Source organism: Corynebacterium xerosis NBRC 16721 = ATCC 373 (assembly GCF_001552415.1).
Classification (GTDB): Bacteria; Actinomycetota; Actinomycetes; order Mycobacteriales; family Mycobacteriaceae; genus Corynebacterium; species Corynebacterium xerosis.
The window spans coordinates 327136-348507 of the sequence record NZ_BCRD01000001.1 but is presented as its reverse complement, the minus strand read 5'-3'; the positions used below and the strand labels follow the sequence as shown (position 1 = coordinate 348507).

Here is a 21372-nt window from a genome sequence, read left to right as displayed (position 1 = left end):
CGCGCTCGTGGTCATGATCACGGACTTGGTCATGCTCATGCTCATTCGTCGTCCCCCGACTTCCACTTCCAGTCCCCGCCGGCGTCGCGGACGCCGTGTGCGCCCCTGTTCGCGCTGCCCTTGGCGGCACCACGCTTCGCAGCGCCCTTCGAGCCCTCCGCCTTCGAGCCGGCGGCCTTCTTCCGTTCGGCGCGTTCCCGCTCCGCGGCATCGTGGTCGTCGTAGGCCTCGACGATCGCGGAGACCAGGGAGTGCCTGACCACGTCGCCCGCACCCAGTTGAGGAAAAGCGATGCCGTCGATGCCGCCCAGGATGCCGCGCACCACGTCGAGGCCGGAACGCTGCCCGCGGGGCAGGTCGACCTGGGTGGCGTCGCCGGTGACGACCATCTTCGCCCCGAAACCGAGGCGCGTCAGGAACATCTTCATCTGCGCCGGCGTGGTGTTCTGCGCTTCGTCGAGGATGATGAACGCGTTGTTCAGCGTCCGCCCGCGCATGTACGCCAGCGGCGCGACCTCGATGACGCCGGATTCCATGAGCTTCGGGATCAGCTCGGCGTCCATCATGTCCCGCAGCGCATCGTGCAGCGGGCGCAGGTAGGGGTCGATCTTCTCGTGGAGGGTGCCGGGCAGGAAGCCGAGGTTCTCGCCGGCTTCGACGGCCGGGCGGGTCAGAATGATCCGCTCGACTTCCTTGCGCTGCAGCGCCTGCACGGCCTTGGCCATGGCCAGGTACGTCTTGCCGGTGCCGGCGGGGCCGATGCCGAAGACGATGGTGTTGCGGTCGATGGCGTCGACGTAGTCCTTCTGCCCGTGGGTCTTGGGGCGCACGATCTTGCCGCGCCGCGCCACGATGCCTCCCCCGGCGAGCACATCGGCGGCGCTGCCTTCTCCCCCGGCGCCTCCGCGCGCGCCGACGTCCGCACCGACGAGCCCGACGGCCCGCGTGACGGAGTCGGTGGACAAGTCGTGCCCGCGCCGCGCCATGGATTCGAGTTCCTTGAAGGCCCGCGCCGCAGTGGCGACCTGCGACGGCCGTCCGGTCACGGTGACGGTGGTGCCGCGGGCGTGGACGTCGGCGCCGAGGAGGTTCTCCAGCAGGCGGAGGTTCCGGTCGGCGTGGCCGAGCACGGTCGGGGCGTGCTCGGGGTCGAGCTCGACGATCGCCTGCGTGCGATGGTCGACGCTGTGTCGGTCGGGCTGTCGGGTCGGGTCCGTCACGCCGGGTGAATCCTCGTTTCCTTCGCGTGGCCGCGTGCTCCGCGGCGGTGTCCCGGTGTCACCGGGTTTGCCACGATCTTAGGTCGTCGCCCGGATCGGGCGTGCACCGGCGCTCCCCGGGCCCGGCTGGGTGCCGCTTGACGACGTCCCGGCGCGGGAACCCGCCACGCCGCCGGTTGGCTCACGCCGTGAATCTCCGGAGGATGCGGGGCACCGACGGCGCGGCGACGGCCACCGTGATGATGCGGACGACGTGCATCACCACCACCAGGCCCGCGCCGCCGCGCTCGGCGACGAACCCGAAGACCGGTTCGCTGGCCCCGGGTGCCGTGGCCAGGTAGGCGTCGACGCCGCCGGCGATGCCGAGCCCCCACATCGCCCAGGCGCAGGCCGCCATGGCCGCCATCAGCATTCCGACGCCTACCAGGATGTACGGCAGCGACCGTCGGAACTCGGCGATGTTCTCGCCGTTCATTCCCGAGCCCGCCGCCGTGCCCAGCACGATGAATGCTGCGGCGATGGCCGCCTGCGGCATGTCGGGGACGACGTCGGGCCAGATCAGCGCGGCCGCGGCGCCGGCGAGGATGGCCGGGATGAGGAATGGCGCGGGAAACCGCGGGATCAGCTTTGCGACGACCGCCCCCAGGCCCATCGCGGCGAGGATCATCGCCCAGCTGGACCAGCCCCCCGCCCAGTGCTCCCAGGTTCCCGTGTGCGCTGCGCCCGACGCTGCGGTCGTTTCCTCCGAGGCGGGGCCGTCGAGAAGCAGCACGACCAGGGGCAAGCTGAGCGACACGATGAGCAGGCGCAGGTACTGGGCGAAGACGACGAATTTCTCGTCGGCGCCGGCTTCCCGGGCCAGCGCGAGCATGAGCGACGCCCCTCCCGGCAACGTCGCCACCACCGAGGTGGCGCGATCGACTCCGGCACGCCGGTGCAGCAGGGTCGAGGCACCGAAGGCCACCAGCATCGACGCCACGGTGATCAGCAGCGCCAGCGGCAAGCCCGCCAACAACTCGCCCGCCTGGGATTGGGCAACAGGGCCGACCGCGAGCAACGCGATGACCGTCTGCCCGAACCGGTTCGGCCACGGGCGGGTCCACCCCACGTCGGGTGCGGCGCGGCCACCGGCGACCAGGGACAGCACCACGGCAACGACCATCGCCCCGACGAGCCACCCGGCGGGAACCCCCGCCCACGCCGCGACTGCCCCGCCGGCCGCGCACAGCAGCCAGGGAACGAGAAAGGCAATGGCCGCGCGGATTCCGCTCAGCCCCAGCGTCGCGTCAGGGGGCCGAGGGCCGACGTGGCGGCGGCACCGGCCAGGGCCGTGCGCAAGACCGTCGGGCCCAGGACCACGGGGACCGCCCCGGCGGCGCGGAACAGCTCGATCTCCTCGTCGTCGACGCCGCCTTCGGGGCCCACGACGAACACGATCTCGGCGGCGTCGACCGCGGCCGCGGCGACCTCGGCGAAGGGCCGGTGCTCGGCCTCGTGGAGGACGGCGGCGACTCCCCCGCGGCCGACGACATCCTCGATCAGCGCGGCGACGTCCTTGCCGGAATGCAGCTCCGCCACCGGCGGAATCCACGAGCGGCGGGCCTGCTTGGCGGCCTCGCGGGCGGTGGCCGCCCACTTGTCGCGGGCCTTCGCCGCCTTCGGCCCGGTCCACTTGGCCACGCACCGGCGCGCCGACCAGGGGACGATGGCGTCGACACCGGCCTCCGTCATCAGGTCCACGGCCAATTCGGCGCGGTCCGACTTCGGCAGGGCCTGCACGACGGTGACGTGCGGCGTGGGCCGGTCATCATCATTTGCGGACAGGACGTCGCATGTCACGCGGGAGCCGTCGGCAAGCGAAATGCGGGCATGGGCCCGCCGGCCCGAACCGTCCACGAGGAAGACCTCGTCGCCGGCGGCCAGGCGCTGCACCTTGACGTGCTTGGCTTCGGGGCCGTCGAGGGTGATCCCGGTGCCTGGTGCGGGCAGGGCTACGCCGAAGTCGGCGAGGAATACGGGCAGGCCCATGGCTCTCCTGATCGTCGGCGGTGCGGTGGTCCAGCGGTGCAGTGTTTGGCTGTACGAGGTCCAGCTGTGCGTGTCTAGCGGCGGCCGCGGAATCGGGAGAAGAAGCCGCGGTCCGCGGCCTGCCCCTCGGCGACGCGGGTGCCCTCGTCGCGGTGGTCGCGGAGCTTCTCCAGCATCTCGCGCGACTTGCCGTCGAGCTTCGTGGGCACGGTGACGTCGACGTGGGCGATGAGGTCACCGGCGCCTTCGCCGCGCAGGCGCGGCATGCCGCGGCCCTCGACGCGCATCGACTGGGCCGGCTGCGTGCCCGGCTCGACGCCGACGGTGATCTTCTCGCCGACCAGGTCCTCGACGTCCAGCGACGTGCCCAGGGCCGCGTCGACCATGGGGACGTGGATGGTGACGTGCAGGTCGTCGCCCTCGCGGGTGAACACCGGGTGCGGCTCGGCGTGGACCTCGACGTAGAGGTCGCCGGCCGGGCCGCCTCCCGGGCCGACCTCGCCCTGGCCGGCCATGCGGATGCGCATGCCGTCGGCAATGCCCGCCGGGACGTTGACGGTCAGGTCGCGGCGCGACTTCACGCGGCCGTCGCCGCCGCAGTTGTTGCAGGGGTCGACGATGATCTCGCCGGTGCCCTGGCAGCGGCCACAGGGCCGCGACGTCATGACGTTGCCCAGGAAGGAGCGCTGAACCTGCTGGATCTCGCCGGTGCCGTTGCAATCGCCGCAGACCTTCGGCTTGGCCTTCGACTTGGAGCCGGTGCCCTCGCAAACGTCGCAGAGGATGGCCGTGTCCACGGTGATCGGCTTGCGCACGCCGGTGAAGCACTCGTCCAGGCCGAGCGAAATGCGCAGCAGCGCGTCCGAGCCCGGCTGGACGCGGGAGCGCCGCTGCCGCTGGCCGCCGCCGGCGCCGCCGAAGAACGCCTCGAAGACGTCGCCGAGGCCGCCGCCCCCGAATCCGCCGAAACCGCCGCCGTAACCGCCGGCGCCGCCACCCTGATCCATCGGGTCGCCGCCGAGGTCGACGATGCGGCGCTTCTCCGGGTCGGACAGCACCTCGTGGGCCACCGACGCCTCGCGGAACTTCTCCGCCGCTTCCTCGTCATCCGGATTGCGGTCCGGGTGGTACTTCAGCGCGAGCTTGCGGTAGGCCTTCTTGATCTCCGCGTCGGAGGCGTCCTTGGACACGCCGAGGATGCCGTAGTAGTCACGAGCCAACGTCAGTTACTTCCTTACGCATCTGTCGAAAATCACATGTTTGAACCGTCGGAAGAATGTACCAGCGCGCGGGCGCTCACCCGTCACCCAGCACCCGGCCGACGTACTGTGCAACGGCCGCGACGGACGCGATTGTTCCCGGATAGTCCATGTAGGTCGGGCCGACGACGCCGAGCCCGCCGAGGATCGCGCCCGACGTGCCGTACCCGGTGGAGACCACCGACGTGCCGCGCAGCTCCTCGTCCTCGTTCTCGTCGCCGATGGACACTCGCACCTGGTGGAGGTCCTGGACGGCGGACAGCAGCTTGAGCACCACGACCTGCTCCTCCAGCGCGTCGAGCACCGTCGGCAGCGTCGACGGCAGGCGCCCGTGCAGGCCGGAGCGCGTGAGGTTCGACGCGCCCGCGAGGATCAGGCGGTCGTTCGGCCGGTCGATGAGGGATTCGATGATGACCGCCGAGCACCTGATCACCACGTCGCGCACGTCGGCGGGCGCGTTGGCCGCCAGGTCCGCGATCGACGCCGAGGCGTCGGACAGTGTCTTGCCCGCCATGGTCCGGTTGAGCATGTCGCGCAGCGGCGGCACCTGGTTCGGGTCGATGGGCGCGGCGAGCTCGACGTTGCGCTGCTCGACGCGGCCGGTGTCGGTGATGATCACCAGCAGCAGGCGCACGTCGGCCAACTGCACGACCTCGCAGTGCCGCACCCGCGACGACTGCAGCGTCGGCAACTGGACGACGGCGACCTGACGGGTGAGCTGGCTGAGCAGCTGCACCGACCGGCGCAGCACGTCCTCCAGGTCGACGCCGCCTTCGAGGAATTCGAGGATCGCCCGGTGCTCCGCCTTCGACAGCGGCTTGACCTGCGAGATCGAGTCCACGAACAGGCGATAGCCCTTCTCCGTGGGAATGCGCCCCGACGACGCGTGCTCCTGGGTGATGAACCCTTCGGCCTCCAGCACGGCCATGTCATTGCGGATGGTCGCCGAGGACACGCCGAGATTGTGCTTGTCGACGAGCGCCTTCGAGCCCACCGGCTCCTGCGACGCGACGTAATCGGCGACGATCGCGCGCAGCACCTCGCGGCGGCGCAGTTCGGTCTGGCTGGACATCGGTCGCTCCACTCCTTCGGGTGCTCGCGTGCTCGGATTCTCATGTACGCGGGTGATCGCGCACCCGGATACTCGCGTACCCGGATACTCTCGGCCGCCGCGTCCGGGCGTCGCCGGGGCGGGCGGCGGCGTTCGTCGGACGAGTCTACCCGCGGGGGCGGGCAGTTCCGGCCCGGCGGGCGGTCACCGTCAATTGCGTGACGACGATGACGACCACCGGCACCATGGCCACGGCGGCGAGCCCGGAGTAGCCGATGGCCACGAGCAACGGTCCGCCGGTGAGCCCGCCGACGACTCCGGCGAGGTTCATGCCCAGGTCCGTGCGGCCCTGCACCGCCGCACGGGCGGGCTGCGGGGTCGCCTTGGTCACCGCGGCCGAGCCGCCGACGACGGACGCCGACCAGCCCACTCCGAGGGCGAGCAGCGACAGCGCGATGAACAGCATGTCGCCCCGACTCAACCAGATGAGCACCGCGGACACAACGAACAGCCCCTGGCCGACGAGGATCGTGGCGGCCGATCCGAAGCGGTCGGACGCCCAGCCGAAGACCGGGGACAGCGCCCACATGCCGGCGATGTGGAGGCTCATGATCACGCCGACGAGCGACAGCGACGCATGGTGGCCGGTCATGTGCAGCGGGGCCATGGACATCAGCGTGACCATGACGAAGTGCGCCACCGCCACCGTGGCCTGGCCTGCGATGACCAGAGCCTTGCCTTCCGGCCGGCGCATGCCCGCCGATGCGAGCTCCTCGCCGGTCCCGGTGGCGGGCTCGGCGGCGCTCTCGGTCACGGACGCGGCGGCGCTCGCCGACGCGGGCTCCTCGGCCTCCTCGACCTTCTCGACCTTCCGGGTCTCCCCCGCATCCGTCAGGCGGGCGATTTCCAGTGGATCCGGCCGGAGCATCACGGCGTACAGGGCCGTGGCCAGCAGCTGCGCGATGATCGTGATCAGGAAGGGGCCGGTCAGCTCCGGCAGCCCCAGCGCCCTGGCAGGCCCACCCGACGGCGCCAGCAGCAGCGGTCCGGTGACCGCGCCGACCGTCGTCGACCACATCACCGCCGAGAGCATCAGGCCGCGGCGGTGCGGCAGCGCGGCGTCGGCGGCGGCGAACCGGGCCTGGAATCCGACGGCCGACCCGACGCCGAGGACGAGCATGCCCGGCATCAGCAGGGCCGTCTCGCCGATCGCCGCGGCGATGGTCGCCGTGGCGGCGCCGATGGCGGCCAGGGCCGACCCCGTGGCCAGGGACACCCCTCGGCCCTTGGCGATGGCCAACCGGGCCAGCGGCACCGAGGCGATCGCCGCGCCGAGGGTGCTCAGGGTCGCCGCCATGCCGGACAGCTCCGGGGACCCGGAGACCTCGGCCATCATCAACGCGCCGACGCTGACCGCCGAGCCGACGCCGAGGCCGCCGAGCATCTGGCCCAGGACGAGCACAACGATCACCCGGGTGCGCGTCGCCTGCGGCACCTGGCCGGAAGAAAGATGGTTCATGACGGGGACCATAGTCCCGGGCGGCTGCGGCACGCCCGGCGGCTCAGCTGAGGATGTCGACGATGATCGCGTCGGCCAACAGCCGACCCGCATCGGTCAGGCGCACGCGGCCGTCGGCGAGGGTCAGCATGCCCGCGGCCTCCTGGGCGCGGGCGCGCTCGATCTCCTCCGGGCGCAGATCGGACTGCGGCATGCCCTCGGACAGCCGGAGGCGAAGCATGACCCTCTCGATGTGGCGGTCATCGTCGGAAAGCAACTCGGTGTCCCGGATCGGCAGCTCCCCGCCGGAGACGATCGAGGCGTAGCGCGCCGGGTGCTTGACGTTGTGGAAACGGCGGCCGCCGATGTGCGAATGCGCGCCGGGGCCGGCGCCCCACCAGTCGCCGTCGCGCCAGTAGATCATGTTGTGCAGGCACTCGCCGCCGGGCTTCGCCCAGTTGGAGACCTCGTACCAGTCGTAGCCGGCGCCGCGCAGGGCGGCGTCGATGCGCTCGTAGCGGTCGGCGAGGTCGTCGTCGTCGGGCATGGGCAGCTCGCCGCGGCGGACCTTGCGCGCCATGGCGGTGCCCTCCTCGACGATGAGCGAATACGCCGACACGTGGTCGACGCCCGCGCTCAGCGCCGCCTCCAGCGACGCGTCGAGGTCGGACATCGACTCCCCCGGCGTGCCGTAGATGAGGTCGAGGTTGACGTGGTCGAATCCGGCGGCGCGGGCCTCGCGGGCGGCCTCCACCGGGCGGCCCGGCGTGTGCACGCGGTCGAGGGTGGCCAGCACGTGCGGTGCCACGGACTGCATGCCCAGGCTCACGCGGGTGAAACCGGCCTCGCGGATGCCTGCGAAGAACTCCGGCGACGTCGATTCGGGGTTCGACTCGGTGGTCACTTCCGCGCCGGGCGCCAGACCGAAGGTGTCGCGGACACCGTCGAGCAGCCGGGCCAGGCCGTCCGCGCCGAGCAGCGACGGGGTGCCGCCGCCGATGAACACGGTCTCGGCGGGCCGCACTCCCGCGCCCTCGCCGGACTCCGCATGCGCCGCCGCCAGGGACTCCGCCCCCAACTCCAGTTCGCGCGCGATGGCGTCGAGGTAGCTTCCCGTCGACGCCCCCGTCCCCAGCTCGCCGGCGGTGTAGGTGTTGAAGTCGCAGTACCCGCACCGCGTCGCGCAGAACGGCACGTGCAGGTAGACGCCGAATGCGGGGGCCGTCACACGCGCTCCGCGGCGCGGCGGCGGGCGACCTTGCGCACGACCTCGTCGATGCGGATGCGCTCCATGAGGAACGCCGGCGGACGCCGCCCGCGCAGCGACTTGGCCACCGCCGGGTGCGTCTCGGGCACCGTCACGCACCATGCGGCGGCGGCACTCAGCGCACGTCGGCCGCAGCGTGCGTACAGGGCGGGGATCTGCACGGAGCCGAGGACCTCGACGCCGCGGATGTTCTCGGCCGACACCCAGTCGGCGAGTTCCTCCAGGTACGCGGCGGTGCTTTCCGACCGCGCCAGCAGCGCATGCGCCACGGTCGGCACGGCGACGGGGTGGCGCAGAGGCGCGGGAATGGCCGACAGTTCGGCGACGTCGACCGGCTTCGGCTCCGGCCCCGGCGGGCGGTTCGGCATCGGCCCCAGCTCGCCGCGGCGAATGCCCGAGGTGAACGCCTGCCGCAGGCCGGCCAGTTCGCCGACCAGCGGACGCGCGTCTTCCACGGCTTCGTCGACGATGTCGGCCAGCTCCAGCACGCATTCGTCGACCAGTTCCCGGTCGACGTCGGCGATGGCCTGGGCCAGGTGCTCGATGTGCTCTGCGACCTCGTCTCCGATGTCGTAGAGCTCCTGGGTGATTTCCCGGAGCCGGAGGCGCGCGTCGTAATGCTCCACCGCGGTCCTCCTCGCCGGTCGTGCCCTGCCGGGCTGCCTGGGGCCGGTGCTCCACCGACCGTCTCCTCGGGTCGTCGGGGCCGCCTGCGCGTTCCCCCGACAACCTCGAACGTCCCCACCATAAGGGTGCGGGGGCCGGTGCCCGTGGAGCGACACCGGCTCGGCGGGTGGTTTCGGTTGTTGCTTGACGACGGCCGCCGCGAGAACCACGGCGGCCGTCGCAAAGCAGCAAGCCCGGCACCCCATGTGGAGTGCCGGGCCCGTCGATTCGCGGATCCGCCGCACGAGACGGCGCGGTGCCGTGGCTCACGGTGATGCGCGACTAGCGGTGGTACATGTCCTCGACCTCGCGGGCGAACTTGTCCACGACGATGTTGCGCTTGACCTTCATCGTCGGGGTCATCTCGCCCTCCTCCTCGGAGAGGTCGCGCGGCAGGATGTGGAACTTCTTGATCGCCTCGGCGTGCGAGACCAGCTCGTTGGCGGCGTTGACCGCGTCCTGGATCTCGGCGCGCAGCACGGCGTTGGCGGCCAGCTCGCGCACGGTGGTCTGCTCCGGCACGTTGTGCTCGGCCTTCCACTTGCCCACGGCCTCCTCGTCGAGGGTGATCAGGACCGAAATGAACGGGCGACCGTCGCCGATGACGACGGCCTGCGACACCAGCGGGTGCGAGCGCATGCGGTCCTCCATCGGGCCGGGCGAGACGTTCTTGCCGCCGGCGGTGACGATGAGGTCCTTCTTGCGGCCGGTGACCCGCAGGTGGCCGGTGTCGTCGAGCTCGCCGAGGTCACCGGTCTTGAACCACTCGCCGTCGAAGGTCTTCTCCGTGGCCTCGTCGTTCTGCCAGTAGCCCTTGAACACCACGGGGCCCTTGAGCAGGATCTCGCCGTCGTCGGCGATCTTCACCGAGCAACCGCCGACGGGGCGACCGACGGTGCCGATGACCTGGTCGGTCGGGGTGTTCACAGTGATGGCGGCGGTCGACTCGGTCAGCCCGTAGCCCTCGTAGACCGTGACGCCCAGGCCGCGGAAGAAGTGGCCCAGATCCGACGACAGCGCCGAACCACCGGAGATGGTGTACTGCACGGCCTCGCCCATGGCGGCCTTGATCTTGGCGAAGAGCAGCTTGTCGTACATCTTCAAGCGCAGCTTCTGCGCGGTCGACGGACCCGCCGGGGTGTCCAGGGCCTTCGAGTACTCGATGGCGGCGGCCTCGGCGCGCTCGAACAGCGCCATGCCGAAGGCGCCCTTCTCCTTGGCACCGGCCTGGGCGGAGTCGCGGACCTTCTCGAACACGCGCGGCACGCCGAGGATCAGGTGCGGGCGGGAACGCTGGAACTCCAGGGTCACCGTAGTGGTGTCGGCCCAATGCGACTGGGTGGCACCGCCGACGATCGAGGCCAGCGACACGGCGTTGGCCAGAACGTGGGCCAGCGGGAGGAACGTCAGGATGCGGTTGCCCGGGCGGGCGATGACGCCGATGTCGTTGGTCAGGATCGCGCGGACCTCGGACAGCCAGTTGCTGTGGTCCAGCATGCAGCCCTTGGGGCGGCCGGTCGTGCCGGAGGTGTAGATCACCGACGCGAGATCGGCGGAGGTGGACGCGTCGATGCGGTCCTGGACCTCGGCGTCGTCGATGTCGCGGCCCTCGTACATGAGGGTGTCCACGGCGGCGGCGTTGATCTCCAGCACACGGCGCAGCTGCGTCGGGGACTCCGACAGCGGGGCGTGGCCCGAGTCGTCAATGATCAGGTTCTTCATCCGCTCGGTGTGCTGGCGGCCCTCGGTGATGGCGAAGACGGCACCCGAATCCTCGATGATCCAGCGGATCTGGCCCGCGGAGGAGGAACCGTAGATCGGCACGATCGTCGCGCCCGCCATCCAGATGGCGATGTTGATCAGGTTCCACTCGTAACGGGTCTCCGACAGCAGCGCGACGCGATCGCCCTTCTGGACGCCGTTGGCGATGAGGCCCTTGGCCACGGCGAAGGCTTCGTCGTGGAACTCCTGGGCCGTGACGTTGACCCATTCGAAGTTCTTCGGACGCGTGAACATGACCAGCTTCGGACGCTTGGCCACCAGCTCCTGCATGGCGGTGACGACCGTTTCCTTCTCGCCGACCGCGTACTGCGCTTCGGTGCTGTACTCCCGCATGGTGCTATTCGTCTCCTTCAGCTCGTCCATCGGCTATTCCCCCGCATGTGCGCCTGGTCCGGGCCGCGGCGGCGCGGGACACGGCGGATGATCCGGTGTGACATCGATTACTTCCAGAACCAACCTACGGGACGGCTGTCGGGAGGGTGCGGGAACGGCCGACAAAGATGAAAATGTCATTTCAATGAAATATCCGTTCCGCCCGGACAGGTGCCCGCATGGGGTGGCTGGCATGATGGGTCGCGTGACCAACGACGACGCGAAGCTTCCCGTGACCGCCCCGCTGACCGACCTCGCCGCCGATCTCGGCGTCGCCACGCGCTTCACCGCGCACAACGGCGAAGAGACCACCGTGTCCAGGGAGACGATCCTGAAGATCCTCGCCGCCCTCGACGTCGATCTCGGGGACGACCCCGCGGATCCGTCGGACGAGGACATCGTCGCCGCACGCGATGCGTGGGCCGATGCCCGCTGGCGCAAACTCCTGCCGCCGGTGGTCGTGAGCACCAGCGGCACCTACAAGGAAGTCCTGGTCCACGTCCCCGACGGCACCGACGTTTCCGTCACGGCCATCCTCGACGACGGCGCCGAGTGGCCGCTGGCCCAGGTCGAGCACAACGTCGGCCCCCGCGAGGTCGACGGCGTCCTGCTGGGCGAGGCCGCCTTCGCCGTGCCGGAGAACCTGCCCCTGGGCTGGCACACGCTGCGCGCCGTCAACGGCGAGAACACGGCCGAATGCGAGCTGGCGGTGACTCCGGGCCGGCTGTCGACGGCCGACACGTTCGTCGACGAGCCCGCGACCGGCGTGATGGCACAGCTGTACTCGGTGCGCTCCGAGCGGTCCTGGGGAATCGGCGATCTGACCACCCTGGGCGACCTGGCCAGCGTGTCCGCGCGCGAGACGGGGGCGGACTTCGTGCTGATCAACCCGCTGCACGCCGCGGAGCCGTGCCCGCCGGTGGAGGATTCCCCTTACTTGCCGACGACCCGCCGCTACGCGAATCCGCTGTACATCCGGGTGGAGATGATCCCGGAATTCGCCTACCTCGACGAAGCGGACGCCGCCGAGCTGCGCGAATTGGCCGCGGGCTTCCGCGAGCTCAACCGTTCCGCCGACGAGATCGACCGCAACCCGATCTACGCCGCGAAATTGCGTGCCCTGCACGCCATTCACCACATCCCCCTGTCGGAGGTCCGCCGCGCCGATTACGAGAGGTTCCTGAACGAGCAGGGCCGCGGCATCCTCGACTACGCGCGCTGGTGCGCCGACCGCGACATCGAGATGCGCACCGCCGCCCGCGACCACGGGGAGTTCCCCGGCCTGGTCACTCCGCTGGGCGCGCACGAGGACGTCGAGGAGCTGCGGGAGGAACTCGTCGACTTCCACTGCTGGCTGCAGTGGATCCTCGACGAACAGCTCCGCGACGCCCAGCGCGCCGCGACCGATGCCGGCATGCGCATCGGCATCATGGCCGACCTCGCCGTCGGCGTGCACCCGGGAGGTTCCGACGCCCGCAATCTCGCCGAGTGGATGGCCCCCGACGCGTCGGTGGGCGCCCCGCCGGACGGGTTCAACCAGCGCGGCCAGGACTGGTCGCAGCCGCCGTGGAACCCGCACAAACTCGCGGAGGCGTCGTACATGCCGTGGCGCGACATGCTGCGCACGGTGCTGCGCCATTCCGGCGGCATCCGCGTCGATCACATCCTGGGCCTGTTCCGTCTGTGGCTGATGCCGCGCATGGAGTCGCCGGCCAACGGCACCTACGTCCACTTCGACCACGAGGCGATGGTCGGCATCCTCGCGCTCGAGGCGGAGCTCGCCGGCGCCGTGGTCATCGGCGAGGATCTGGGCACCTTCGAGCCGTGGGTGCAGGAGTACCTGGCCCAGCGCGGCATCATGGGCACGTCGATCCTGTGGTTCGAGTCCGACGGGCCGGGCGTGCCCAAGAACCCGTCGAACTACCGCCGCCTGTGCCTGTCGTCGGTGACCACCCACGATCTGCCGCCGACCGCCGGTTACCTCGACGGCGAGCACATCAAGCTGCGCGATCGCCTCGGCCTGTTCAACACCGACGTGTCGGAGGAAGAGGCGCGGGACCTCGAATGGGTCGCCGAGAACCTCGCGGCCGTCGACGCCGCGGGCTGCTTCGAGGGACTCGAGGACGCCGAGGGCGAACCGATCTCCGGCCGGGACTGGCGGAACCTGTCCCGCGAAGAGCTCCCGGACGCGGGCCCGCTGATCGTCGGCCTGCACCGGTACCTGGCCCGCACGCCGTCGGCGCTGACGTGCATGGCGCTGGTGGACATGGTCGGCGACCGCCGCACGCAGAATCAGCCGGGCACCACCCACGACCAGTACCCGAACTGGTGCGTGCCGCTGACCGACGGCGAGGGCCGCGCGCTGCTGGTGTCCGATCTGCCGCAGTTGCCCCTGTTCGGGGCCGTCGCGGAGGCCTCCGCCCGAAATTGACGGTCACCGGGGGTCCATCACGTGCCCGTTCGCGGGGCACCGGACCCCCTGAACCAGGCCCCCGGGCGCGCGATCGGGGCCCTGCTGGGATGATTCGGCGGTGACCGATAAATCATCCCGTTCCGTCGGCCCGACCATCATCGTGGTCGGGCTCATGTTGTTCGCCATGTTCTTCGGCGCCGGCAACCTCATTTTCCCGCCTCAGCTCGGCGTCGAGGCGGGCACCGCATACGCGCCCGCCATGGCCGGCTTCCTGTCGACCGCGGTGCTGCTGCCCGCGCTGGCGGTGATCGCCGTGTCGGTGTCCGGCAACGGCATCGTGGACATCGCGTCGAGGGCCGGAAAGATCTTCGGCCTGGTGTTCTCCATCGCGGTGTACCTGTCCATCGGCGCGCTGTACGCCATCCCCCGCACCGCGAACGTCGCCTTCGAAACGGGAGTCGCGGGTCTGGCGGGCACGACGTCGGCGTGGGCGCTGTTCGCGTTCACGGCGGCGTTCTTCGCCGTGTCGCTGTGGCTGTCGCTGCGCAAGGGCGGCATCGTCGATTCGTTGGGCCGGTGGCTGACGCCGGCGCTGCTGATCCTGATCCTCGCGCTGGTCGTCGTCGGCGCCATGACGCTGAACGCCGAGCCGGGCGCCCCGACCGAGAAGTGGGCGGAGTCCCCGTACACCGCCGGTTTCCTGGAAGGCTACCTCACCATGGACTCCCTGGCGGCCCTGGTGTTCGGCATCGTGGTCATCGATTCGCTGCGGTCGCGGGGCATCCGCAAGCAGCGCCAGGTGGTCACGTCGTCGATCCTGTCCGGCGTCGTCGCCGTCGTCTTGCTCGGCGTGGTCTACCTGGGCCTGGGCCGACTGGGCCAGGGCATCGAGGGCGAGTACACCAACGGTGCGCTGTTGCTGTCCGACGCCGCCAACCAGTCCTTCGGCGCGGCGGGCGCGTGGGTGTTCGCGCTCATCGTCCTGCTCGCCTGCTTGACGACGGCCGTCGGCCTGATCGCGTCCACCGCCGCATTCTTCTCCTCGCTGACCCCGCGCATCGGGTTCCGCGCGTGGGCCGTCGGATTCACCCTGGCGGGCCTGTTGATGTCGAACCTTGGGCTGGAGACGATCATCGGCATCGCCATCCCGCTCAACGTGTTCCTGTACCCGATGGCCGTGGCGCTGGTGTTCCTGACGCTGCTGCAGGCGGCCCTGCCGTTCAAGCTGACGTGGTCCTACCGCATTCCCGTCGGCGTCGCGGCCGTCTTCGCGCTGCTGGATCTGGCGCGCGCCCTGGGATTCGAGCCGAGCGAAACCATGCCCATCCTCGGGGATCTGCCGCTGTACGAGCAGTCGCTGTCGTGGGTCATCCCCACGGCCATCGCGCTGGTGGTGTGCCTCGTCGTCGACGCGCGCGCCGGTGAACCGGCGCCCGAGCCCGGTGCCGCCGCGGCCGACCGCGCCGGTACTGCGAAGGCGTCCTCGGTCCACGCCTGAGCCTGCGGTCTTGCCCCGCGCACGTGACTTGAGTCCGCGGTCGCGCCGCAGACACGCGAAAAGGCGGTCGCCCCCATCGGGGCGACCGCCTTTCATCGTTGGGCCGTCGGTTCGCCGTCTGTTCGCCGGTGCGCCGTCTGTTCGCCGGTTCGCCGTCTGTTCGCCGGTGCGCCGTCTGTTCGCCGGTGCGCCGTCTGTTCGTCGGCTCGCCGTCGGCGTCAGATCTGCGTCAGCAGCCCGGCGACGAGCACCAGAATGATGAGCACGAACAACGCGATCTTCACGGGTGACTTACGCATGGTCAGGTCTCCTCTTCCACGTCCCGGCGCATCAGCCGCGATCGTGCTCAACCAATTCGATTCTCGCCCTGTCTGCGCGGGTCGGCCGTTTGGCCCACCGCCCGGACACCCGGCCCACGACGATGTCGATGAGGCCGATGAACGCGAAGGCCGCGGCCCCGCCGACCGGCAGCAGGAACGCCAGCAACGCGAGGGTCTGGCCGAACACCGACAACTGCGTCAGCCATTGGCCGATCGCGTCGACGGAACCCTCGAGGGCGTGGTACACGGCGGTTCACCTTACCCGATTCGTCGAAAAGCCCTTAGCCCACCGACGCGTCCGCGCCGGACAGGCCGCGGCGCTCGAGCAGCGGGCGGATGTCCTTGTCGCGTCCGCGGAACTCCCGGTATGCGCCGGTGAAGTCGATCGCCCCGCCCCTGGAGAGGATCAGGCTGCGGAAACGATCGCCGCCGGCGCGGGTGGCGCCACCGTTGTCGGCGAACCAGCCGAAGCCGTCGGCGTCGAGGGCCTCGGCCCAGAGGTACGAGTAGTAGCCGGCGGAGTAGCCCCCGGCGAAGATGTGGTTGAAGTACGAGGAACGGTAACGCGGGGCGAGGTTGGCCACGTCCAGGCCGAACTCCTCCAGCGCGCGCTGCTCGAACTCCCCCACGTCGCCGACCGCGGCGGCTTCCTCCGGGCTCAGCGAATGCCACGCGAGGTCCAGTGCGGAGGCCGCGAGGTATTCGGTGGTGGCGAAACCCTCGCCGGCGGTGCGGGCCCGCTTGACCGCCTCGACCAATTCACCGGGAATGGGTTCGCCGGTGTCGACGTGGAACGCGTAGTTGGACAGGATCGACGGCTCCAGCGCCCAGTTCTCGTTGATCTGGGAGGGGAACTCGACGAAGTCGCGGGGCACGTTGGTGCCGGAGAACCGCGGGTAGCGGACGTCGGAAAGCAGCCCGTGGAGGGCGTGCCCGAACTCGTGGAAAAGCGTGGTGACCTCGTCGAGGGTCAACAGCGCCGCCTCCCCCTCGGCGGGTTCGGCGATGTTGAGCACGTTGACCACCACGGGCTTGGTGCCCAGCAGATGCGACTGCTCGACGAAGGAGCTCATCCACGCGCCACCGCGCTTGGTGGGGCGGGAGAAGAAGTCGGTGAGGATCAGGCCGATCCCGGAGTCGGCGCCCGCGTCGGAACTGGCGTCGGCGTCGGAATCGGCGTCGGCGTCGCGCACCTCCCACACCTGCACGTCGGGCGCGTAGCCGACCAGGTCCTCGCGGGGGACGACCTCGATGCCGAACAGCAGCTTCGCGGCGTGGAAGACGCCGTCGCGCACCACCCGGTCGAGCTGGAAGTAGCGGCTGAGTTCCTCGCCGTCGACGGCGAACTCCGACGACCGGCGGCGCTCCGCCCAGTAGGGCCAGTCGGGGGCGCCGACCTCGGTGGCGCCTTCGTACGCGTCGTCGCCGGTCTCCTCCGCGGCCAGGTCGGCGACGCGCTTGTACTCGCCCTCGGCATTGGCCACGGCGGCCGGCGCGAGATCGGTGATCAGCTTCTTCGCCGCCGCGGCGTCACCGGCTGTTTCGTCGGCGATGACGTAGTCGGCGTGGGTGTCGTAGCCGAGCAGGCGGGCGCGTTCGGCTCGCAGGCGGACCTCCTCCAGCAGCACCGGCCGGTTGTCGTGGCCCTCGCCGGTGCCGCGGGCGATGGAGGCCGCGTAGACGCGGGCACGGGCGTCGGGCGACTCCAGGTCGGTGAGCACCGCCTGCACGCTGGGCAGATCCAGCGGGATCAACCAGCCGGCGTCGCGACCGGCCTTGCGGGCGTAGCGGGCGAAGTTGTCCTTCGCCGCCTGCGACAGGCCCGCCAGCTCGGCCTCGTCGGTGATGGCCACGGCCCGTTCGTTGGTGTCGGCCAGAAGGTTCTCGCCGAAAGCGGTCGACAGCTCCGACAGCCGGGAGTTGATCTCCTTCAGGCGCGTCTTGCCCTCGTCGTCGAGATCCGCGCCGGCGCGCCGGAAATCGCGGACGACCTTGTCCAGCAGACGGCGGGCTTCGTCGTCGAGTTCGGGCACCTCGCCGGTCCCGGCGTCCGGGCCGGACGGTGCGGCCGCCGGGCCGTCGTAAAGCTCCGCGACTCGCTTGATGCGGCCCCACAGCCCTTCGTTCAACCGGACCCCGTCCATGTGGGCGGCCAGTTCCGGCGCGATGACGGCCTCGATGGCCAGGCGCTCGTCGGTGGCGTCGGTGCCGGCGACGTTGAAGAAATACGCGGCCACCCGCTCCAGCAGGCGGCCGGACGCCTCCAGCGCCTCGAGGGTGTTGGCGAACGACGGCTCTTCGGGATTGGCCACGATCGCCGCGATCTCGGCATCGTGGTCGACGAACGCGGTGCGGAAAGCGGGGATGACGTGCTCGTCGCGGATCGCGGCGAAGTCGGGCAGCCCGTACGGCAGCGTCGACGGCGCGAGCAACGGATTGTCGGTTGCCGTGCCGGTTGCGGTGCCGGAGGTGGCGCGGGAGTCGGTGGTCTCGGGGGACGTTGCGTTCATGGCCACCCACCATAGCGCCGACGCCGGACGCGCCCCGCCGCTATCGTGGGCCCGGAAAAGACGCCGACCGACGGGAGTTGATCCGCGCCATGGGCTCCGGGGACCGATACAGGAAAAGGATGCTTGCCGACGGAATCGTCGCCCACGCACACGACGCGATGGTCGAAGTGCGCGACGACCGGTTGCGCGTGGTCCGGCTTGCGGCCACCGACGAGGACGGGCCGGTGGTGATCCTCGACGTCGGCGCCGACGAGGTGCTGCGCACGGCGTGGTCGGTCAAAACGGTGCCGGGCGGGATGGGCGGTGACGGCGGGGACGCGAACCCCGGCGGCGGGGACGATGGCGAGCAGGTGCTCGTGCTGGACATCGTCATGCGCGACCCGGATTTCGATCCCGGCCAGGGCCCGATGGAGTGGGCGCCGCTGCGCATTCCTTTTCCGCTGGAGGCGACCGACGACGTCCGCGCGCTGCGTTCGGCCATCCACGCCGGCTCCGCGCGACGCCGGGTGGCGGAGCCCGCCGGTCCGGACCCGGTGCCGGCGACTCCCCCGCCACCGCACCCGGACCACCCGAACACCCCGCGCGCCGACCTCGCCGCCGCGATCGACAGGATGGCGCACCGGGACGCGCCGTCGACGGCGGCGTTGCACCACCTGCGCCACTACCCGCGGCCCGATGAAGTTTTCCTCGAGGTCATGGCGGCCACCCACGCGAACATGCCCGGCGTGCTGGCGGTGACCACCACCCGCGTGTTGTTCGCCCACGACTCCGCGAAGACGGCGGTGGCCCACGAATTCCCCGTCGACGCGATCCAGTCGGTCGAGGGGGTGGCCAACGACGGCGAGCGGCCGTCGGCGGTGAAGATCGTGGTGACCTCGCCCGACGACTGGTTCCTCGGCGTCGGCAACTGCCATTGGCAGGATGTCGAGCGGTTCACCGCGGCGCTGCGCTGGGCCATCGGCCGCCGCCGCAAGGTCGGGGCCACGCTGCCATCGGAGCCGGGCCCGACGGAGGCGTTCCGGATGTGGGAAGAGCTCACGCTGGCGGCGAAAGCGGGCACCATCGGCGCAGAGGAGCATGACGCGAAGATGTCCGGGGTGTTGTGGACCGCGGGTTTCTGATCCCGGCCACCCGCCCGAACCTCGTCCCCCTCCCCCGACCTCCGGCTATCTCCGCGTCGATTCGAACGACGTCCAGGCGTCGACGCCGTGAAACGGCTCGCCCGGGTGCAGGGCGACGCGCCGCCACGGGCTCAGCGCGGTATCCAGGCAGCGTGCCATGGACGTCGCCCGACGCGCGGTGTCGTCGATGGCCGACGACACATCCGCCTGCGACGACCAGTACAGATGGCCGACGACGTAACCCCGCGCGTACTGGCCCCAGTTCGCGTAGTAGCACCGTGCCAGCTCGAGGTTGTGGGCGAGCATGTCCCACGCCTCCTCGTGGTCGATGTAGCCGACGGTCGCCCCGCCGCGGGCGAGCATCGCCGCGCGCATGAGGTCCCACGACATGACGTGCGGCGGGAGCTCGCCGCCGATGCACGCCGCGCCGCCGGCCCGCAGCACCTGGATCCACGCGCGGTAGTCGTCAGTGAAGAACCCCGGCTGCCGGCCGTGGAACGCTTCGACGTCCGCCAGGAACCGCAGGTGCCGCGATTGGAGACTGTCGCGGTGCGTCGGATGGGCGTCGTCGGCGGTGGCGCCCCCACCATTCATGGAGCATCCCGATCCAATCGCCGATCTGCGCGGCCGGGTCGCGCGTGCCCGGCAGCATCGGAAGTTGGCCGTTGTCGGCGCGCCAGGCGAAAGAGAACTGAAGGCCCGTGGCCAGGGCCAGGATCGATTCGTCGTCGAGCGGGGCACCGGACCACGTGAATTCGATTTCCTTCGACGGGCCGCGCGGGTCATCGCCGAGGAACATCGACGTGCGCGGAGGCCCCTCGGGTTTCGTTCGCGAAAACAGTCCCATGGTGGCCGATGGTAGGGCCGCGAAGTCGCCCGCGCAGCCATCCGGCCACTTACGCTGGATACATGGAAGATCCCCGCACCACGCCCGACGCCGGTCCTGATTCCACCGTCCCCGCTGCCGGTGCCGACGACGGTGCCGACGCCGCCGCCGGTCCCGAGCTCTCCGGCCACGGCCACGACACGGGCGTACTCACCGTCGACGCCCCGGCCGGGGCGTTGACCGGGCGGGTGCGCGACGGGGTGCTGCGGATCCACACCATCCCCTACGCCACCGCGGCGCCGTTCGGCCCGGCGTCGCCCGCCGCCCCGGGCCCACATGATGGCCGCGAGCCGATCGGCGACGTCATCGGCGACGGTTCCGGCACGCCGTTGCGCGATGGCGTCGGCCACATGCAGTTGACCGTCACCGCGCCGATCGCTGGCGTCGCAGGAGAGCGCAACCGCAACGGGGCCGGCGCCCGCCCGATCCTCCTGTGGATCCACGGCGGCCGGTTCGAGGAGGGCCACCCCTCCGAACCGTGGTGCGGCGCCCGGCATTTCGCGGAGCAGGGCATCGTCACGGTGTCCCTGGGCTACCGCAAGAAGCTGGACGGTTTCTGGCGCCGGCCCGACGAGGGCCGGGCCCCGTACCGCGCCGTCGACGATCTGCTCATCGCCCTGCGCTGGGTCCGCGACAATGCCGCCGCGTTCGGCGCCGACGCCGCCAACGTCACCTTGTCCGGCCAGTCCGCGGGCGCCGGCCTCGCCTTGGCGCTGGCGTCGGACGCGCGGGCGGAGGGGCTGGTCCACCGGGTCATCGCGCTGTCGCCCGGGTTGTCCCGGGGTTCCGGCGGTGCTTTGCGACGTCTCCTCGTCCGCCTCGCGGGTTTCCCCGCCTCCGGCGACGTGACCCGCGAAGTGGCGGCGAAGGCGTACCGGGCCGTCGCCTCGGTGGCGCCGACGGACACGGCGGTGGGGCCGCGCATCCGCGAGATCCGGGCCCGCGTGCCGCTGGTGGTGACGGTGACCAGCGAGGAGTTCCATTTCGCGCCGCCGCTGATCAAGGCGGATCAGCTGCCGGGCGCCCGCGCTCTGGCCCGGGTCATCGGCGCCGCGCACGGCGGCGTCGGCCCGCTTCCGCCGGAGGCCGGTGATCGGCCCATCGGCGGCGTCATCTCCGATGCGGCGATCCGGGCCAGCGCGGTGGCCGTCGCCGACTCGTCGGCCGCCGCGGGCATGCCCACGTGGGTCGGCGAGTTCCGTCCGGGTGCCGGCACGGGCATCGGCCCCGACGGCAGGGTCACCGAGGGGGCACCGCACTGCGTGGATCTGCCCCGGTTCTTCGGCCGCGAAGAAGGCCACCCCTTCCACGGAGAAATGGTGTCGTTCATCCGCAACGGCGATCCCGGCTGGCCCCGCTACCGTGCGCCCGAGCGGATCGGCCGCATCTGGTCCGGCGGCGGCGCCGAGGCGGTGGAGACCGAGGAGCCCGATCCGTGGGGCGGTGTGCGGGCGATGTTCCGCCGGCGGTGACGCCCCCGC

General features: G+C 70.9%; 17 protein-coding genes. 4 read left to right on the top strand and 13 right to left on the bottom strand.

Features of this window, described 5'->3' with window-relative positions; genetic code table 11:
- Positions 1 to 41: 41 nt before the first annotated feature.
- The 9 genes from CX1_RS01620 to CX1_RS01580 all read right to left on the bottom strand — a co-directional run bounded on the left by CX1_RS01620 (position 42) and on the right by CX1_RS01580 (position 11104).
- Positions 42 to 1220, bottom strand: a complete 1179-nt coding sequence (locus CX1_RS01620; protein WP_082718977.1) for a PhoH family protein — start codon at positions 1218 to 1220, stop codon at positions 42 to 44.
- 181 nt (positions 1221 to 1401) lie between these two features.
- Complete coding sequence (locus tag CX1_RS01615) at positions 1402 to 2448, bottom strand: AbrB family transcriptional regulator (RefSeq protein ID WP_240941849.1); 1047 nt, start codon at positions 2446 to 2448, stop codon at positions 1402 to 1404.
- 41 nt (positions 2449 to 2489) lie between these two features.
- On the bottom strand, positions 2490 to 3248 hold the full coding sequence (locus CX1_RS01610; protein WP_046651574.1) for a 16S rRNA (uracil(1498)-N(3))-methyltransferase: 759 nt from the start codon (positions 3246 to 3248) through the stop codon (positions 2490 to 2492).
- 74 nt (positions 3249 to 3322) lie between these two features.
- Positions 3323 to 4468, bottom strand: coding sequence for a molecular chaperone DnaJ (gene dnaJ, locus CX1_RS01605; protein WP_046651575.1), 1146 nt, complete (start codon positions 4466 to 4468; stop codon positions 3323 to 3325).
- A 76-nt stretch (positions 4469 to 4544) separates the two neighbouring features.
- Positions 4545 to 5579 carry a heat-inducible transcriptional repressor HrcA gene (gene hrcA / locus CX1_RS01600; protein ID WP_046651576.1) on the bottom strand — a complete coding sequence of 345 codons (1035 nt, stop codon included), beginning with the start codon at positions 5577 to 5579 and terminating at the stop codon, positions 4545 to 4547.
- Positions 5580 to 5724: 145 nt separating this feature from the next.
- Complete coding sequence (locus tag CX1_RS01595) at positions 5725 to 7077, bottom strand: MFS transporter (RefSeq protein WP_046651590.1); 1353 nt, start codon at positions 7075 to 7077, stop codon at positions 5725 to 5727.
- 43 nt (positions 7078 to 7120) lie between these two features.
- A complete protein-coding gene (hemW, locus tag CX1_RS01590; RefSeq protein ID WP_060925170.1) occupies positions 7121 to 8284 on the bottom strand; it encodes a radical SAM family heme chaperone HemW in 1164 nt (387 codons plus the stop codon).
- Positions 8281 to 8949, bottom strand: coding sequence for a hypothetical protein (locus CX1_RS12165; protein ID WP_046651577.1), 669 nt, complete (start codon positions 8947 to 8949; stop codon positions 8281 to 8283). Before CX1_RS12165 ends, hemW begins: the two co-directional genes overlap by 4 nt.
- 322 nt (positions 8950 to 9271) lie before the next feature.
- On the bottom strand, positions 9272 to 11104 hold the full coding sequence (locus CX1_RS01580) for an AMP-dependent synthetase/ligase (protein ID WP_046651591.1): 1833 nt from the start codon (positions 11102 to 11104) through the stop codon (positions 9272 to 9274).
- Between the two features lie 232 nt (positions 11105 to 11336).
- Between CX1_RS01580 and malQ the strand changes: the two genes are divergently transcribed.
- On the top strand, positions 11337 to 13574 hold the full coding sequence (gene malQ, locus CX1_RS01575; RefSeq protein ID WP_046651578.1) for a 4-alpha-glucanotransferase: 2238 nt from the start codon (positions 11337 to 11339) through the stop codon (positions 13572 to 13574).
- A 100-nt stretch (positions 13575 to 13674) separates the two neighbouring features.
- Positions 13675 to 15054: a branched-chain amino acid transport system II carrier protein gene (brnQ, locus tag CX1_RS01570; RefSeq protein WP_060925169.1), complete on the top strand. Its 1380-nt coding sequence runs from the start codon at positions 13675 to 13677 to the stop codon at positions 15052 to 15054.
- A 218-nt stretch (positions 15055 to 15272) separates the two neighbouring features.
- Here the strand turns inward: brnQ and CX1_RS12730 are convergent, their stop codons facing one another.
- The 3 genes from CX1_RS12730 to CX1_RS01560 are packed head-to-tail and all read right to left on the bottom strand — an operon-like array spanning position 15273 to position 17884.
- On the bottom strand, positions 15273 to 15404 hold the full coding sequence (locus tag CX1_RS12730; RefSeq protein ID WP_255217621.1) for a hypothetical protein: 132 nt from the start codon (positions 15402 to 15404) through the stop codon (positions 15273 to 15275).
- Positions 15385 to 15621 carry a hypothetical protein gene (locus CX1_RS01565; RefSeq protein ID WP_060925168.1) on the bottom strand — a complete coding sequence of 79 codons (237 nt, stop codon included), beginning with the start codon at positions 15619 to 15621 and terminating at the stop codon, positions 15385 to 15387. The genes CX1_RS12730 and CX1_RS01565 overlap by 20 nt, the downstream gene beginning before the upstream one ends.
- A 34-nt stretch (positions 15622 to 15655) precedes the next feature.
- Positions 15656 to 17884, bottom strand: a complete 2229-nt coding sequence (locus tag CX1_RS01560) for a M3 family metallopeptidase (RefSeq protein ID WP_082718975.1) — start codon at positions 17882 to 17884, stop codon at positions 15656 to 15658.
- Between the two features lie 119 nt (positions 17885 to 18003).
- Here CX1_RS01560 and CX1_RS01555 point away from each other — a divergent pair, with 119 nt between their 5' ends.
- Entirely contained in the window at positions 18004 to 19005 is a 1002-nt protein-coding gene (locus tag CX1_RS01555; protein ID WP_060925167.1) for a hypothetical protein, read from the top strand.
- 45 nt (positions 19006 to 19050) lie between these two features.
- Here the strand turns inward: CX1_RS01555 and CX1_RS01550 are convergent, their stop codons facing one another.
- Complete coding sequence (locus CX1_RS01550; protein WP_060925166.1) at positions 19051 to 19599, bottom strand: DUF1266 domain-containing protein; 549 nt, start codon at positions 19597 to 19599, stop codon at positions 19051 to 19053.
- 315 nt (positions 19600 to 19914) lie between these two features.
- Here CX1_RS01550 and CX1_RS01545 point away from each other — a divergent pair, with 315 nt between their 5' ends.
- Positions 19915 to 21363, top strand: a complete 1449-nt coding sequence (locus CX1_RS01545; RefSeq protein WP_052753386.1) for a carboxylesterase family protein — start codon at positions 19915 to 19917, stop codon at positions 21361 to 21363.
- The last annotated feature ends 9 nt before the right edge of the window (positions 21364 to 21372 follow it).

What these genes read in the sequence shown, in the direction of transcription:
- CX1_RS01610 (WP_046651574.1), bottom strand. Translation starts at nt 3,248, where the DNA reads ATGGGCCTGCCCGTATTCCTCGCCGACTTCGGCGTAGCCCTGCCCGCA.
- hrcA (WP_046651576.1), bottom strand. Translation starts at nt 5,579, where the DNA reads ATGTCCAGCCAGACCGAACTGCGCCGCCGCGAGGTGCTGCGCGCGATC.
- CX1_RS01595 (WP_046651590.1), bottom strand. Translation starts at nt 7,077, where the DNA reads ATGAACCATCTTTCTTCCGGCCAGGTGCCGCAGGCGACGCGCACCCGG.
- CX1_RS01580 (WP_046651591.1), bottom strand. Translation starts at nt 11,104, where the DNA reads ATGCGGGAGTACAGCACCGAAGCGCAGTACGCGGTCGGCGAGAAGGAA.
- malQ (WP_046651578.1), top strand. Translation starts at nt 11,337, where the DNA reads ATGATGGGTCGCGTGACCAACGACGACGCGAAGCTTCCCGTGACCGCC.
- CX1_RS01560 (WP_082718975.1), bottom strand. Translation starts at nt 17,884, where the DNA reads ATGAACGCAACGTCCCCCGAGACCACCGACTCCCGCGCCACCTCCGGC.
- CX1_RS01555 (WP_060925167.1), top strand. Translation starts at nt 18,004, where the DNA reads ATGCTTGCCGACGGAATCGTCGCCCACGCACACGACGCGATGGTCGAA.
- CX1_RS01550 (WP_060925166.1), bottom strand. Translation starts at nt 19,599, where the DNA reads ATGAATGGTGGGGGCGCCACCGCCGACGACGCCCATCCGACGCACCGC.
- CX1_RS01545 (WP_052753386.1), top strand. Translation starts at nt 19,915, where the DNA reads ATGGAAGATCCCCGCACCACGCCCGACGCCGGTCCTGATTCCACCGTC.